The sequence below is a fragment of the Allostella sp. genome, from assembly GCF_041913585.1.
Lineage (GTDB): Bacteria > Pseudomonadota > Alphaproteobacteria > ATCC43930 > Allostellaceae > Allostella.
Map to the genome: position 1 here is coordinate 1 of NZ_JAYSFE010000008.1, position 14,372 is coordinate 14,372.

Here is a 14,372-nt window from a genome sequence, read left to right on the forward strand (position 1 = left end):
GTTTCGACTTGACGACGGCCACCACCAACCCTTTCCTCTAAAAGTCTAACATCAGCACCCCGCCCATTATGTGCGCGGCCGCCGGCCGGCCGGGCTTGCCCCGGCCGGCCGGCATCTCGCGACGGCTCAGGCGAAGAACTCGACCCGCCCCTCGTCGAGGTCGTAGCGCGCGGCCACCACCTTCACCTTTCCCGCCTTGATCAGGTCGGCGACGATCGGGCTCCTGGTCGCGACCTTGCGGGCCACCCGGCGCGCGTTCTCGCGCACCGTGTTGTCGACGAAGTCCCCCGGCTGCTTGGCGACCGCCTTCGCCGCCGGCACGATCGGCTTCACCATCGGCCCGATCGAGCCCGGGAACTTGGCGTTCTTGGTGACGACATCGCAGGCGGCGGCGACGGCGCCGCAGCGCTCGTGTCCGAGGACCACGATCAGCGGCACGCCGAGCGCCGCCGAGCCGTACTCGATCGTCCCCATCGTCGCGGTGTCCACGAGGTTGCCGGCGTTGCGCGCGACGAAGAGCTCGCCGGGGCCGACGCCGCCGAAGAGCAGCTCCGGCGTGACGCGGCTGTCGGCGCAGGCGACGATCGTCGCCCACGGCGCCTGCGAGTTGGCGACCGCGCTGCGGCCGGCGGCGAGCTGCTGGACGCACATGTCGGGCGCTGCGACGTAGCGCGCGTTGCCCGCCTTCAGCTTCTCCAGCGCCTGGTCTGCCGTCAGGCTGGTCGTCGCGCCGCCGATCAGGCGGGCCCCACCCCGGCCCCCCGCGGCGCCGGCGCGCCCCGCCCCTCCCGACCCCCCCCACGCGCGCCCACCGGTCGGCCGCGCCCCCGACGCCCCCGTGCCCCGCCTGCCGCTCCCCCCCCGCCGGGTCGCCCGCCCGCCTGCCCGACGCCCCCCCGCGGGCGCGGGCCGATCCCGGGCCGAAGGCGGCGACGGCGAGCCCGGCCAGTCCGAACCCCAGCAATGCGCGACGGCCGACGCGGCGGTCACGGTCACAGATTCTGCACATCGCATCCCCCATGCGTTCCGGTGTCGAACCGGCGGCGACCCCCCATCGGGATCGCCGGGGCGCATGCTATTGCCGGGCGATTGCATAACTCAAGGCGAACCTAGCCCATGAATAGCGGTCGCTCCGGTGGCGTCGCCCGCCTTGCCTCGCCGCGGGCCCGCCGCTCACAATGGCGCCGCCGCTGGGAGGGCGGTCCATGAACGACAATCCCGCAACCCGTCTCTCGCCGACCGATGCCGCCGCCGTCGGCATGCACATCGCCATCCACGCGGCGGCGGCGCCGGACCGCCTGGCGCTCGACGGGCCGCTCGGCCGGCGCAGCTACGGCGAGCTGAACGCCGCCTGCAACCGGCTGGTCCGCCTGCTCCGCAGCCGCGGCCTGCAGGCGGGGGACGCGATCGCCCTGCTGGCGCCGAACCGGCCCGAGTTCGTGGAGGTGATCTATGCCGGGCTGCGCGCCGGCTTCCGGGTGACGCCGCTCAACTGGCACATGGTCGCCGACGAGGCGACCTATGTCGTCGGCGACTGCGAGGCCAAGGTGCTGGTCGCCGATCCCCGCTTCGCCGCGGTCGCCGGGGCGCTGGCGGCGGCGCTGCCGGCGGCGACCAAGCTGGCGCTGGGCGAGGGGCTGCCCGGTTTCGAGTCCTACGACGCGGCGTTGGCCGGACATCCCGGGCACGACATCGCCGACCCGGTGCTCGGCTCCTCGATGCTCTACACGTCCGGGACCACCGGCCGGCCGAAGGGCGTCCACCGCGTCCATTCGCCGATGGAACTCCTGGGCGCCATCCTGAAGACGGCCGACCTGCGGCCCGGCGACGATCTGGCGCTCAACACCGGGCCGCTCTACCACGCCGCCCCCCTGCGCCTGAACCTGCAGCTGCCGCTCAACAACGGCGTCGGCGTCTACCTCATGGACAAGTGGACGCCGGAGGAGATGCTGGCGGTGGTCGCGGCCCGGCGCATCACCCATACCCACGCGGTGCCGACCATGTTCCACCGCCTGCTGGCCCTGCCGGAGGCCGAGCGGCGGCGCCACGACCTTTCCTCGCTGCGCTGGCTGCTGCACGGAGCGGCGCCCTGTCCGCCGATGGTGAAGCAGGCGATGATCGACTGGCTGGGGCCGGTCCTCTACGAGTACTACGCCGGCACCGAGGGTGGCGGCACCTTCATCGACTCCCACGAATGGCTGCGGCGTCCGGGCAGTATCGGCCGGCCGGCCGCCGGCTGCCGGGTCGAGGTGCATGACGAGGAGGGCCGCGTCCTGCCGCCGGGACAGTCGGGCCGGATCTTCGTCTACACCGCTCCCGAGAAGCGCTTCGTCTACTTCAAGGACCCGGCCAAGACGGCGGCCGCCTGGGACGGCGACTGGTTCACCATGGGCGACGTCGGCTACACCGACGCCGAAGGCTACTTCTTCCTCTCCGGCCGCAGCGCCGAGACGATCATCTCGGGCGGCGTCAACATCTACCCGGCCGAGATCGACGCCGTCCTGCTCCAGCATCCCGCCGTCGAGGACGTCGCCACGGTCGGCGCGCCCGACGACGAGTGGGGCGAGGCGGTGGTGGCGGTGGTCAAGCTCGCGCCCGGGCACGCCGCGACGCCGGCGACGGGCGAGGCGATCCGCGCCTTCTGCCGCGGCCGCATCGCCGACTTCAAGGTGCCGCGCCGGGTCGACTTCGTCGATGCCCTGCCGCGGATGGAGACGGGCAAGATCCAGCGTCACCTCGTGCGCGGCCGCTACTGGCAGGGCCGCGACCGCAAGATCTGAAGGAAGAACTCCCATGTCCAAGCGTGCGACCTTCCGCGCCCGGCTGGCGCAGAAGCCCCTGACCGCGATCATCGGCTGCCACAACCCGCTCGGCGCGCGGCTCGCCGCCGAGGCGGGATTCGACGGCATCTGGGCCAGCGGCTTCGAACTCTCCGCGGCGATGGGCGTGCCCGACGCCAGTATCGTCACCATGACCCAGCATCTCGAGATCGCCCGCGCCATGGACCAGGCCACTTCGGTCCCGGTGGTTGCCGACATCGACACCGGGTTCGGCAATGCGACCAACGTCATCCATGCCACCCGCCAGTACGAGGCGGCCGGGGTGGCGGCGCTGGTGATCGAGGACAAGACCTTCCCCAAGGACACGAGCCTGCTCGCCGGCGGCCGGCAGGAACTCGTCCGGGTGGCCGAATTCGAGGGCAAGATCGCCGCCGCCTGCGCCACCCGCCGCGACCCCGACCTGCTCGTCGTCGCCCGCACCGAGGCGCTGATCGCCGGCCTCGGCCAGGAGGAGGCGCTGATGCGCGCCCGCGCCTACGAGAAGGCCGGCGCGGACGCCATCCTCATCCATTCCAAGCAGAAGACGCCGGACGAGATCGTCGCCTTCGTCGATGCGTGGGACGGCGGCGTGCCGCTGGTGCTGGTGCCGACCGCCTACCCCGACCTGACCGAGGAACGCATCCGGGCGCTCGGCAAGGTCCGGCTCGTCATCTACGGCAACCACGGGGTGCGGGCGATCACCCAGGCGCTGACCGACACCTTCCGCCGCATCCGCGCCGACGGCGGCGCGCTCGGCGTCGAGGCGACGATCGCGCCCACCGAGCGCGTCTTCGCGGTCCAGGGGGTGCCGGAGATGAAGCGCGAGGAGGAGCGGTTCCTGCGCTGACCGGGCCCGGCGCGAGCGTCTACATCCTGCGATGCGCCGACGGCAGCTGCTATGTCGGCCTCACGCGGACCACCGGCGCCGAACGCCTCGCCCAGCACGAAGCCGGAACGTTCGACGGTTGGACCGCGCGGCGACGGCCGATCGCGCTGGCGTTCCAGGAGCACTGCCCGAACATCGTCGATGCGATCGCGGCCGAGCGCAGGATCAAGGCCCGGAGTCGCGGCAAGAAGGAGGCCCTGGTCGCGGGCGATTGGGCGCGACTGCGGGAACTGGCGCGAGGGCGGGACCGCTGACGCCGACTGTGCCCGCCGATCGCTCACGGCGCTCGCCGGTGCCCGTGCCTCCCTCGACTTCGCTCGGGGTGAGGGAATCCGAGAATGCCGGCAGTCCTCATCCCGAGCGAAGTCGAGGGACGCACCGGCAGTAACTGCCCGGCGCTACCCGAACTCCGGCCCCGCCAGGGCGTAGAGCCGGTCGGTGCGGTCCAGCGCCGGGTCGTCGCCCTTGACCATGCGGGTGAAGCCGCGCTGGCGGGCGAAGCCGGCGGCGGCCAGCGCGGCGGCGAACGCCGTCCGGCCGTCCGGCACGTCGATCATCGTCGGGCCCGGAGTGGCGCGGCCCGCGGCGGCGGTGAGCGCGGCCGCGGTGGCCGGGTCGTCGGCGACGACCGGGCCGATGCCGCTGGCGCGGACGCCGTCGCGCCCCAGGACGAAGCCCGCGATCCGGCCGCCCCGTTCGGCGAGCCAGGCGGCGGCGGGGCGGCGCGTGCGGAGATGGGCGAGGAGGAAGAGCCGGTCCGAGCCGGTCGCCCGGGCGTCGTAGGCGGCGACCGCCGGCAGGTCGTCGGCGCCGATCGGGCGCAGTCCGACGCCAGGGTCCGCCGCCGGCCAGTGCGGCGCGTCGGCGCCGAGGCGCGACAGCGCGAAGAGGGGTCGGAAGCCGAGCCGCTCGTAGACCGGCCGGCCGAGTTCGGTCGCGTCCAGCCCGGGCACCAGGCCCTGGCCCTCGACGGCCGCGATCTGCCGCGCCATCAGCCGCGTCGCGTGGCCTTGCCGGCGCGCCGACGGCGTCACCAGGACCATGCAGATCCACCGGCTCCGCGGCGTCAGCGGCACGGCGCAGGCGCTGGCCAGCGGCCGCCCGTCGGCGGCGAAGACGCCCTCGCCGGCGCCGTGCTCGAGGATGACGCGCCAGTCGTCGGCGGTCTGGTTCCAGCCGGCCTCGGCCGAGAGCCCGGTCAGCGCCGCCGCATCCTCAGGTGCCAGCGCCCGCGGCTCAGTAGGTGCCATCGCGCGTCTCGAAATGGGTCGGCTTGTCGAGCGAGGCGCCGCCGCCGGCGAGCCAGTCCGCGACCCAGTCGATCATCGCCGCGAGCGGCACGGCCGGATAGCCGAAGAGGCCGTGGGCGAGGCTCGCGTCGTTGAGCCAGGCGGTGGGCGCCTCGCTGCCGGTGACGATGGCGGGCCGGCCGAAGCGGCGGCCGAAGGCGTGGGCGAGCGCGCGCACGCTCACCGTCTCCGGCCCGGTGACGTTGATCGGCGTGGTCGGTGCCGTGGCATGGGCGAGGCAGCGCAGCGCCTGGCTGTTGGCGTCGCCCTGCCAGATGACGTTGACATGGCCCATGGTCACGTCGACCGGCTCGCCCGCGAGGACCTTGCGGGCGACGTCGTGGAGCACGCCGTAGCGCATGTCGATCGCGTAGTTGAGGCGGAAGAGGCGGCCGGCTGTGCCCCAGCGCCGGCTGCCATACTCGAACATGCGCTCGCGGCCGACGCAGGTGGCGGCATAGGCGCCGGGCGGCGGCACCGCGGGCACCTCCTCGGTGGCGCCGCCCGAGAGCACGTCGACGTAGGGATAGACGCACCCGGTCGAGAAGGCGACGATCCGCGAATCGCGGAAGGCCTCGGCCACGGTCGCCGGGACCAGCACGTTCATCGCCCAGGTCAGTTCCTCCGACCCGGAGGAGCCGAACTTGCGTCCCGCCATGAAGACGACGTTGGGCAGGCGCGGCAGCGCCATCACCGCCTCGCGGTCGAGGAGGTCGCACTCCATGGTCTCGATCCCCCAGCCCTGCAGCCGCTCGCGCAGGCCGGGCTCGCTGAAGCGGGCGACGCCGACGACCCGGCGGTCGGGACAGGCCCGCTTGGCGAGCCGGGCGAGCGTCGGGCCCATCTTGCCGCCGACGCCCAGCACCAGGATGTCGCCCGGTGCGCGGGCGAGATCGGCCTGGAGCGCCGCGGTCGGGCGGGTCATGAACTCCTCGACCGCCGCCACGTCGGGAAAGCGGTCGGGCAGGGCGGTCACGCTGGTCATGGGCGATCCTGACGTCGGAAGGAACGGGGCGAAGCAATATCGGAACCGGCTCCGGCTCGCCAGCGGCGCGGCCCGGTTCCGATGCCCGGCCGCCGGCCCTAGGATGCGCCGATGACGCAAGCGCCGGACGCCGCCGAACTGCTGCTCCACGCCACCACGGTGGCGGTCGCCGGCGTCGGCGTGGCGATCACCGGGCCGAGCGGCAGCGGCAAGTCGGATCTGGCGCTGCGGCTGATCGACGGCGGGGCCCGGCTCGTCGCCGACGACCAGACCCTGGTCGCGCGTCGCGCCGACCTGCTGACGGCCCGCGCGCCGCCCGCCATCGCCGGCCTTCTGGAGGTGCGGGGGATCGGCATCGTCCGCCTGCCCAGCCTCGCGGAAGCGGAGCTGCGGTTGATTGTCGCAGCCGTGCCGCCCGCGGAGGTCGAACGGATGCCCGAACCGGCGTCGCGGACGCTGCTGGGCGTGGTGCTGCCGCTGCTCCGTCTCGATCCGTTCGCGGCATCGGCGGCCGCCAAGCTCCGGCTTGCTGTCTCCAACCTCGCCTGACCATAATGCCGCCGCCATGAGCGGGCCCGCCCTCTGCATGACCCGGAACGTCGACCCAGCCGCAACGGGTCGGGAGGCCGAGGTGCGACCGGAGCCGGACGCCGCCGCCGGGGCCCGGCCCAGCGTCGTCATCGTCACCGGCATGTCGGGCGCCGGACGGACCACGGCGCTGCGCGCGCTCGAGGATCTCGGCTACGAGGCGGTCGACAATCCGCCGCTGGTGCTGCTGGCGGGCCTGCTGCACGCCGATGCTCCGGCGCCGCGGCCGATGGCGATCGGCATCGACGTCCGCACCCGGGACTTCGCCGCCCCCACCTCGCTCGCGCTCCTCGACCGCATCGTCTCCGAGAGCGGGCGGCGGACGACGCTGCTCTTCCTCGACTGCGAGGACGAGGTCCTGGGCCGTCGCTTCACCGAGACCCGCCGGCGGCATCCGCTGGCGACCGACCGGCCGGTGCTGGACGGCATCCGCCGCGAGCGCGAGGTGGTGTGGCCGCTGCGCCGCCGCGCCGACCTCGTCATCGACACGACCGCGCTGCCGCCGGCCGAACTGAAGCGCCTCCTCGAGGGACACTTCGCGCTCGGTGTCGCCCCCGGCCTCGCGCTCTCGGTCATGTCCTTCTCGTATCGCCAGGGCCTGCCGCGGGAGGCCGACCTGGTGATCGACGTGCGGTTTCTCGACAACCCGCACTACGACCCGGTGCTGCGCCCGCTCACCGGCCGCGACCCCGCCGTCGGCGCGCGCGTCGCCGCCGATCCCGACTTCCGTGCCTTCTTCGAGGGGCTCACCGGCTGGCTCGGCCCGCTGCTGCCGCGCTATGCCAAGGAAGGCAAGAGCTACCTCACCATCGCCGTCGGCTGCACCGGCGGCAAACACCGGTCGGTCTATGTCGCCGAGCGCCTGGCCGCCTGGCTCGCCGCCGAGGGGCGGCCGGCGCGCGTCCACCATCGCGACGTCGACCGTGCCTCCTGACCCCGACCGCCCCCGGACGGCCCCACGGCCGGTCGCCCGCCGAACGGTAGGAAATTCATGATCGGAATGGTTCTCGTGACCCATGGACGCCTCGCCGAGGAGTTCGTGGCAGCCCTGGAACATGTCGTCGGCCGCCAGACCCACATCGCCGCCGTCTGCATCGGCCCCGAGGACGACATGGAGCGGCGGCGGCAGGACATCCTCGACGCCATCCAGGCCGTCGATGCCGGCCAGGGCGTCGTCCTGCTGACCGACATGTTCGGCGGCACCCCGTCCAACCTCGCCATCTCCGTCATGGAGCCGAACCGGGTCGAGGTCATCGCCGGGGTCAACCTGCCGATGCTCATCAAGCTCGCCTCGGTGCGCGCCGGCACGAAGCTGCAGCCGGCCGTCGGCGCCGCCCAGGAGGCGGGGCGCAAGTACATCAACGTCGCCTCGCAACTGCTGGCGGAGGGGCGATGAGCGGGGATGCGGCGGCGGTGCGCCGCACCGTCGTCGTCGTCAACAAGCGTGGCCTGCATGCCCGCGCCGCCGCCAAGTTCGTGAAGCTCGCCGCAACCTTCACCGCCGAGGTGAGCGTGTGCCGCAACGGGACGGCGGTCTCCGGCAGTTCGATCATGGGGCTGATGATGCTGGCCGCCGGGCCGGGGGCCGATCTGACGATCCTCGGGTGCGGCGACGGGGCGGAGGCGGCCGTCGAGGCCCTGGCCCGCCTCGTGGCGGCGGGCTTCGATGAGGACTGACCGGCCGGAGCGGGTGCTGGCCGGGCTGGCGGTTTCCCCCGGCATCGCCATCGGCCCCCTCCACCTGCACGATCCGGGGGCGGTCTCGGTCCGGGCCTATGCCGTCGCCGAGGACGAGGTCGCGGCCGAGCGCGGGCGCTTCCGCCGTTCGGTGGATGCCGCGCTCAAGCAGATCGACAAGCTCCGCCAGCGCGCCGAGCTCCTGCCCGAATCGGCGCAGGAGGCGGCGGTCGCGCTCCTCGACGTCCATCGCCAGATGCTTTCCGGCTCGCGGCTGGTGCGCGGCGTCGACCGCCGCATCGCCGAGACCCGCACCAATGCCGAGGCGGCGCTGGAGGCGGAACTGGCGACGATCGTCGAGAGCTTCCAGGCGATCGCCGACCCGACGATCCGCTCGCGGGTGGACGATGTCCGCGGCGCCGGCCAGCGGGTGCTGCGCCACCTCACCCAGACCGGCTACCAGTCCTTCGCCCGCATTCCGGCGGGGTCGATCATCCTGGCCGAGGAACTGACCCCGGCCGACGCCGCGCTGATGGACCCGGCACGCATCGCCGGCTTCGCCGCCGCCATGGGCGGCGTCGAGGGGCACACGGCGATCATGGCGCGCGCGCTCCACCTGCCGGCGGTGCTGGGGGTGCGCGGGCTGCTCGACGCCGCCCATGGCGGCAGCACCGTCATCGTCGACGGCAGCGAGGGCCGGCTGGTCCTCGACCCTGGCGCGGACACGCTCGCCGCCTACCGCCGCCGCCGAGCCGCGCTCGCCCGCCAGCGCCGCCGGCTGGTCGCCGTGGCGGCGCTGCCGGCCGTCACCGACGACGGCGTCGAAATCTCGCTCAACGCCAACATCGACCTGCCGGTCGAGGTCGACGAGGCCCGCGCCCTGGGCGCCGACGGGGTCGGGCTGCTGCGCACCGAAGTCCAGTTCATGAACCGCGACGACCTGCCGGACGAGGAGCAGCAGTACGAGATGCTGCGCGCCGTCGTCGAGGGGCTGGAGGGGCGCCCGGTGACGATCCGGACGCTCGACATCGGCGGCGACAAGCGCGCGCCGGCGCTGGCCGCGCATTTCCCGGAGGGCCCGAACCCGGCGCTCGGCCTCCGGGCGATCCGCTACTCGCTCAAGATGCCGAAGCTGTTCGAGACGCAGGTGGCGGCGATCCTGCGCGCCGGCGCCCACGGCTCGATCCGCATCCTGCTGCCGATGCTGACCTCGGTCGGCGAGATGCGGCAGGCACGGAACCTGATCCAGCGCACGGCGCGGCGGCTGCGCCGGCAGCGGGTGCCGATCGCCGATCCGCTGCCGCCGATCGGCGCCATGATCGAGACGCCTGCCGCCGCCCTCGGCGCCGACGCGCTCGCCGCCCATTCCGACTTCTTCGCCATCGGCACCAACGACCTCACCATGTACACGCTGGCGATCGACCGCAGCGACGAGCAGGTGGCCAACCTCTACAACCCGTTCCATCCGGCGGTCCTGCGCCTGATGGTCTTCGCGGTGACGGCGGCGCGGGAGCGCCAGATCCCGATCAGCGTCTGCGGCGAGATCGCCGGCGACCCGCGCTATACGGCGCTGCTCCTCGGGCTCGGGCTGCGCGAACTGTCGATGTCCCCGGGCAGCCTGCCGCGGGTCAAGGAGCGGCTCCGCGCCATCGACGCGGCCGAGGCCCAGACCCTGGCGGCACGCTCGCTCACCGCCCATGACGCCGCCCACGTCATGGTGCTGGTCGAGCATTTCAACGCGGCGCTGTAGCCCCTTCGAGGCGGGTCGCCCGCACCCACCAGCCGGGATGGCGGCGGCGCAGGCGGCGGGCCGCCCGGGTCGCGGCCTGGGCGTCGCCGAAGAGCCCGAAGCAGGTGGCGCCGCTGCCGGACATGCGCGCCAGGCGGCATCCGGGCGTGCCCTCGAGGGCGCGCAGGGCGGACCCGACCTCCGGCTCCAGGGAGCGGGCCGCCTCGGTCAGGTCGTTGGCGGTCCCGGCCAGCGCCGCGAGCAGTGGCTCCATCGCGGCGGTCGCGACGTCGGGCCACGGCGCCCGCCACGGGCCGCTGCGGGCGCGGAAGACGTCGGGGGTCGCCAGCGGGCGACGGGGATTGACCAGCAGGATCGGCAGGGCGGGAAAGGCCGCGCACGGGCGGATCACCTCGCCGATGCCGGAGATCCGGGCCGGGCGGGCGGCGAGGCACATCGGGACGTCGGCGCCGAGGCCCTGCGCGATCTCCTCCAGGCCGACCGACGGCGGCGCCCGCCACAGCCGGGCGAGCGCCCGCAGCACCGCCGCGGCGTCGCTGGAACCGCCGCCCAGACCTGCCGCCACCGGCACCTGCTTGTCGAGCCGGATGGCAGCCCCGGGGGCGCCCGGGAGGCGCGCCCGGAGCGCAGCCGCGGCGGTCAGCGCGAGGTTGCCCTCGCCGGCCGGCACCGCGTCGGCGAACGGTCCCGTCACCGCGAGCGACAGCCCGTCCGCGCGGGTCGCCCTGACCCGGTCGCCGAAGCGGGTGAAGGCGACCAGCCCGTCGAGCAGGTGATAGCCGTCCGCCCGGCGGCCGGTCAGGTGCAGGAAGAGGTTGACCTTGGCGGGCGCCCGTTCGCGAACCGCGCCGGCGGCGCGCCCGTCAGCCGCCATTCGGCCGCGGGTCCGAGGCCTCCAGGCCGCGGCTGACCTTGTCCTCGATCGGCTTCACCTGATCCGGCTCGGGCTTGAGCGTCAGCGCGCGCTGCCACTGCACGCGCGCCTCGTGTCGCCGGCCGGTGCGCCAGTAGGCGTCGCCCAGGTGGTCGTTGATGACGGGGTCGAGCGGGCGGAGTTCGACGGCCCGCTCCAGTTCCTTCACCGCCTCCTCGAAGCGGCCCATGCGGTACATGACCCAGCCGAGGCTGTCGACGATGTAGCCGTCCTCGGGCCGGAGTTCGACCGCCTTGCGCAGCATGGCGAGCGAGCGTTCGAGGTGGAGGCCGCGGTCGACCCAGGAGTAGGCGAGATAGTTGAGCACGTAGGGCTGCTCGGGCTGCAGTTCGAGCGCCTTCAGGAAGTCGGCCTCGGCGCGGTCCCACTGCTTGGAGCGCTCGAGCGCGATGCCGCGGGAATAGAGCGCCGACCAGTGGCGCTGTTCGATGGTCGGGATGCGGGCGATGCCCTGGTCGTAGGCCTGGACCGCCTCGGGAAAGCGCGAGCGGGCGCGCAGGATGTCGCCGAGGCGCAGCGCCGCCTCGGCGCGGTCGGTGCGCTCGTCGACCAGCCGGCGCAGTTCCGCCACCGCCTCGTCGGTGCGCTCCATCTTGTCGAGCGCGCTCGCCGCGCGGAGCCGGGCGGACCATTGCAGCGGCGAGTCCGGCGCCACCTCCAGATAGACCTTCCGCGCCGCTGCCGGCTGCTCGTAATCCTCCAGGAGGTCGGCCAGCAGCATGTGCGCCAGCGTGTGCCGCGGCGCCAGCGCCAGCGTCAGGCGGACGACGATGAGCGCCAGGTCGCGCGACTGCGGCTGGTTGGCGGCGGTTGCGACGTCGAACATCGCTTCGGCGAGGCCGGCCGCGGCGTCCGGGACCAGCGGCGCCACCGTCGCCTGACGGGCCTCGACCTGGCGCCGCTCCGCCGCCAGCAGGTCGGGCTCGCCGCTGACGGTGGCGAAGCGGCGCAGCGCCTCGTCGGCGGCGTCGAAATTGCCCTGGCGGACGAGGAAGTTCACCATCAGCCGGGTGACGCGCAGGTTGCCGGCCGCGGCGCTGGCGGCGACCCGGTAGCGCTCGGCCGCCTCGGCCGCCCGGCCGGCGCGGTCGAGGATGAGCGCGCTCTGCAGCGCCACCACCACCTGGAGGGGCGGCTGCGGCCGCAGCGGGTCGAGCGCCGTCAACGCCGGATCGAAGCGGCCGGCGGCGGCCTCGATCCACGCCCGCACCAGGGGCAGCACCAGCCGGTTGACGCCGCCGTCCGGCATCCGCTGCAGGAAGCCGCGCGCCGCCGCGGCGTCGCCGCGGCGGACCGCGTCGACGGCCAGCGCCAGGTTCGCGAGCCCGGTGCCGGGATTCTCCGCCGCGATTTCGCGCGCCAGCGGCAGGGCCTCGGCGATCCGTCCCTCGCTGACCAGGAGCTGGAATGCGCGCATACGAAGTGCGGGCTCGCCGGGGTCGGCCGCCAGCGCCTGGAGGATGAAGTCGACGGCCTCGCCGTAGTCGTGCTGGCGCTGGGCATGCAGGCCGGCGAGGTAGGCGCCGGTCGCCGTCCTCCCGGGCTGCCCGGCCGCCGCCTCCAGCGCCGCCCGGACCTCGGGTTCGAGATCGGCCCTGGCCGCGGCCGCGGCGTCGCCGGCCGCCCCGAGGGCGAGCAGCATGCCCGCGACGAGGCCGATGGCGCGCACGCCGTTCGCCGGGCGTGTGGTCGCCAGCGGCGGCGAGCGGAGGAGCGGGGCAACGGGCATCGCGGTCGGTCCTCACATGTTCGGATAGTTGGGCCCGCCGCCCCCCTGCGGTACCACCCAGTTGATGTTCTGGGTCGGATCCTTGATGTCGCACGTCTTGCAGTGGACGCAGTTCTGCGCGTTGATCTGCAGCCGCGGCGCGCCGCCCTCGCCGTCGCGGACGATCTCGTAGACGCCGGCCGGGCAGTAGCGCTGCTCCGGCGCGTCGTAGAGCGCCAGGTTGTGGGCGACCGGCACCGCCGGATCGAGAAGCTGCAGGTGGATCGGCTGGTCCTCCTCGTGGTTGGTGTTCGAGATGAACACCGACGACAGCTTGTCGAAGGTCACCTTGCCGTCCGGCTTGGGATACGCGATGCGCGGCGCCTCGCTGGCCTTCTTCAGCGACTCGTGGTCGGCATGGTGGTGGAAGGTCCAGGGGGCCTTGCCGCGGAAGAGGTAGGTGTCGAGCGCCGAATAGACGAGCCCCCCGTAGAGCCCGTGGCGGAAGGAGGGCCGGATGTTGCGCACCCCGTGCAGCTCCTCCCAGACCCAGCTTCGCCGCAGCATCTCGGGATAGGCCGTGACCTCGCGCGGCCCGTCCTCGGCGGCGAGCGCCTCGTAGACCGCCTCGGCCGCCAGCATCGCGGACTTCATCGCGGTGTGGGTGCCCTTGATCTTGGGCACGTTGAGGAAGCCCGCCGCGCAGCCGACGAGGAGCCCGCCCGGGAAGGTCAGCTTCGGGATCGACTGCAGCCCGCCCTCGTTGATCGCGCGCGCGCCGTAGGCGATGCGCCGGCCGCCCTCGAACGTCGGCCGGATCGCCGGATGCGTCTTGAAGCGCTGCATCTCGTCGAACGGGCTGAGATGGGGGTTCCAGTAGTCGAGCCCGATGACGAAGCCGACCGCCACCTGGTGGTTCTCCAGGTGATAGAGGAACGAGCCGCCGTAGGTCCGGGGGTCGAGCGGCCAACCGATCGTGTGGATGACCGTCCCCTGGCGGTGGACCGACGGGTCGACCTCCCACAACTCCTTGATGCCGATGCCGAAGGTCTGCGGATCGACGCCCTCGCGCAGCGCGTAGCGCGCGAAGAGCGTCTTGGTCAGCGACCCGCGGGCGCCCTCGGCGAAGATCGTCTGGCGCCCGCGCAGCTCGACGCCCGGCTGGTAGGCGGCCGTCTGCTCGCCGTCGCGGCCGATGCCCATGTCGCCGGTGGCGACGCCGATGACGGCGCCGGTCTCGTCGTAGAGCACCTCGGCCGCCGCGAAGCCCGGATAGATCTCGACGCCCAGCGCCTCGGCCTGGGTCGCCAGCCAGCGGCAGACGTTGCCGAGGCTGACGATGTAGTTGCCGTGGTTGTTCATCTGCGGCGGCGTCGGCAGCCGGCGGGCCGAGCGCTCGGTCAGGAACAGGAACCGGTCCTCGCCGGCCGGCGTCTCGAGCGGCGCGCCGCGTTCCTTCCAGTCCGGGAAGAGCTCGTTCAGCGCCCGCGGCTCCAGCACCGCGCCGGAGAGGATGTGGGCGCCGATCTCGGAGCCCTTCTCGACGACGCACACCGAGAGTTCGTGCCCGCGCTCGGCCGAGAGCTGCTTCAGCCGGATCGCCGCCGTCAGGCCCGACGGGCCGCCGCCGACGATCACGACATCGTACTCCATCGCCTCGCGCTGCATGCAGGGGAACTCCGGCGGGTTGAGCGAAGCCGCGCTTCTGTCACAGAAATACGGCAAATGCTAGGCTT

14 protein-coding genes are annotated in these 14,372 nt (G+C 73.5%); 8 read left to right on the top strand and 6 right to left on the bottom strand.

From position 1 onward, the window contains the following. Positions 1–126: 126 nt before the first annotated feature. Complete coding sequence (locus ACE3Q3_RS02785; protein WP_374441480.1) at positions 127–651, bottom strand: carbonic anhydrase; 525 nt, start codon at positions 649–651, stop codon at positions 127–129. A 554-nt stretch (positions 652–1,205) separates the two neighbouring features. On the opposite strand from ACE3Q3_RS02785, the gene ACE3Q3_RS02790 reads away from it, so the two are divergent. Genes ACE3Q3_RS02790 through ACE3Q3_RS02800 form a run of 3 tightly spaced genes read left to right on the top strand, consistent with a single transcriptional unit; the run spans position 1,206 to position 3,959 of the window. Next, complete coding sequence (locus ACE3Q3_RS02790) at positions 1,206–2,780, top strand: AMP-binding protein (protein ID WP_374441482.1); 1,575 nt, start codon at positions 1,206–1,208, stop codon at positions 2,778–2,780. A 13-nt stretch (positions 2,781–2,793) separates the two neighbouring features. Then, complete coding sequence (locus ACE3Q3_RS02795) at positions 2,794–3,666, top strand: phosphonopyruvate hydrolase (protein ID WP_374441485.1); 873 nt, start codon at positions 2,794–2,796, stop codon at positions 3,664–3,666. A gap of 26 nt (positions 3,667–3,692) precedes the next feature. Continuing rightward, positions 3,693–3,959 carry a GIY-YIG nuclease family protein gene (locus ACE3Q3_RS02800; RefSeq protein ID WP_374441609.1) on the top strand — a complete coding sequence of 89 codons (267 nt, stop codon included), beginning with the start codon at positions 3,693–3,695 and terminating at the stop codon, positions 3,957–3,959. Positions 3,960–4,103: 144 nt separating this feature from the next. Here ACE3Q3_RS02800 and ACE3Q3_RS02805 read toward each other — a convergent pair whose 3' ends face one another. Beyond that, positions 4,104–4,955, bottom strand: coding sequence for a GNAT family N-acetyltransferase (locus ACE3Q3_RS02805; RefSeq protein ID WP_374441488.1), 852 nt, complete (start codon positions 4,953–4,955; stop codon positions 4,104–4,106). Beyond that, entirely contained in the window at positions 4,942–5,979 is a 1,038-nt protein-coding gene (locus tag ACE3Q3_RS02810) for an NAD-dependent epimerase/dehydratase family protein (RefSeq protein WP_374441491.1), read from the bottom strand. The genes ACE3Q3_RS02805 and ACE3Q3_RS02810 overlap by 14 nt, the downstream gene beginning before the upstream one ends. A gap of 111 nt (positions 5,980–6,090) precedes the next feature. On the opposite strand from ACE3Q3_RS02810, the gene ACE3Q3_RS02815 reads away from it, so the two are divergent. From ACE3Q3_RS02815 to ptsP, 5 genes are all read left to right on the top strand, one after another. After that, positions 6,091–6,528: an HPr kinase/phosphorylase gene (locus ACE3Q3_RS02815; protein ID WP_374441494.1), complete on the top strand. Its 438-nt coding sequence runs from the start codon at positions 6,091–6,093 to the stop codon at positions 6,526–6,528. A gap of 82 nt (positions 6,529–6,610) precedes the next feature. Then, positions 6,611–7,501 carry an RNase adapter RapZ gene (gene rapZ / locus ACE3Q3_RS02820; protein ID WP_374441496.1) on the top strand — a complete coding sequence of 297 codons (891 nt, stop codon included), beginning with the start codon at positions 6,611–6,613 and terminating at the stop codon, positions 7,499–7,501. A gap of 57 nt (positions 7,502–7,558) precedes the next feature. Next, positions 7,559–7,963, top strand: a complete 405-nt coding sequence (locus tag ACE3Q3_RS02825) for a PTS sugar transporter subunit IIA (protein ID WP_374441499.1) — start codon at positions 7,559–7,561, stop codon at positions 7,961–7,963. Next, positions 7,960–8,244 (top strand): HPr family phosphocarrier protein, encoded by a 285-nt coding sequence (locus ACE3Q3_RS02830; RefSeq protein WP_374441502.1) that lies wholly within the window; start codon positions 7,960–7,962, stop codon positions 8,242–8,244. Before ACE3Q3_RS02825 ends, ACE3Q3_RS02830 begins: the two co-directional genes overlap by 4 nt. Continuing rightward, entirely contained in the window at positions 8,234–9,994 is a 1,761-nt protein-coding gene (gene ptsP / locus ACE3Q3_RS02835) for a phosphoenolpyruvate--protein phosphotransferase (RefSeq protein ID WP_374441504.1), read from the top strand. Before ACE3Q3_RS02830 ends, ptsP begins: the two co-directional genes overlap by 11 nt. Here the strand turns inward: ptsP and ACE3Q3_RS02840 are convergent. From ACE3Q3_RS02840 to ACE3Q3_RS02850, 3 genes are read right to left on the bottom strand one after another with little or no spacing between them, the layout of a single operon-like run. After that, complete coding sequence (locus ACE3Q3_RS02840) at positions 9,978–10,868, bottom strand: 4-(cytidine 5'-diphospho)-2-C-methyl-D-erythritol kinase (protein WP_374441507.1); 891 nt, start codon at positions 10,866–10,868, stop codon at positions 9,978–9,980. The two genes, ptsP and ACE3Q3_RS02840, sit on opposite strands and share 17 nt — an antisense overlap. Further along, complete coding sequence (locus tag ACE3Q3_RS02845; protein ID WP_374441510.1) at positions 10,858–12,657, bottom strand: tetratricopeptide repeat protein; 1,800 nt, start codon at positions 12,655–12,657, stop codon at positions 10,858–10,860. Before ACE3Q3_RS02845 ends, ACE3Q3_RS02840 begins: the two co-directional genes overlap by 11 nt. A gap of 12 nt (positions 12,658–12,669) precedes the next feature. Beyond that, complete coding sequence (locus ACE3Q3_RS02850; RefSeq protein ID WP_374441512.1) at positions 12,670–14,304, bottom strand: electron transfer flavoprotein-ubiquinone oxidoreductase; 1,635 nt, start codon at positions 14,302–14,304, stop codon at positions 12,670–12,672. Positions 14,305–14,372: the final 68 nt, after the last annotated feature.